Source organism: Salinivibrio sp. KP-1 (assembly GCF_000968645.1).
Lineage (GTDB): Bacteria > Pseudomonadota > Gammaproteobacteria > Enterobacterales > Vibrionaceae > Salinivibrio > Salinivibrio siamensis.
The window spans coordinates 1-581 of the sequence record NZ_LAQR01000027.1 but is presented as its reverse complement, the minus strand read 5'-3'; the positions used below and the strand labels follow the sequence as shown (position 1 = coordinate 581).

The following is a 581-nucleotide window of genomic DNA, read 5'->3' as shown; positions in this document are numbered from 1 at the left end:
GCGGAAACGGCAGTATTGAAGCTTCGGTGGATTTACTGGACGTCGAGCGGCGGACGGGTGAGTAACGGCTGGGAACCTGCCCTGATGAGGGGGATAACCGTTGGAAACGACGGCTAATACCGCATAATGTCTACGGACCAAAGGTGGCCTCTACATGTAAGCTATCGCGTTGGGATGGGCCCAGTTAGGATTAGCTAGTTGGTAAGGTAATGGCTTACCAAGGCGACGATCCTTAGCTGGTTTGAGAGGATGATCAGCCACACTGGGACTGAGACACGGCCCAGACTCCTACGGGAGGCAGCAGTGGGGAATATTGCACAATGGGGGAGACCCTGATGCAGCCATGCCGCGTGTGTGAAGAAGGCCTTCGGGTTGTAAAGCACTTTCAGCAGTGAGGAAGGTGGTGTACTTAATAGGTGCATGGCTTGACGTTAGCTGCAGAAGAAGCACCGGCTAACTCCGTGCCAGCAGCCGCGGTAATACGGAGGGTGCGAGCGTTAATCGGAATTACTGGGCGTAAAGCGCATGCAGGCGGTTTGTTAAGTCAGATGTGAAAGCCCGGGGCTCAACCTCGGAACCGC

1 rRNA gene is annotated in these 581 nt (G+C 55.2%); it reads left to right on the top strand.

Features of this window, described 5'->3' with window-relative positions:
- A 16S ribosomal RNA gene (locus WN56_RS08635) occupies positions 1–581 on the top strand; the annotation flags it as partial.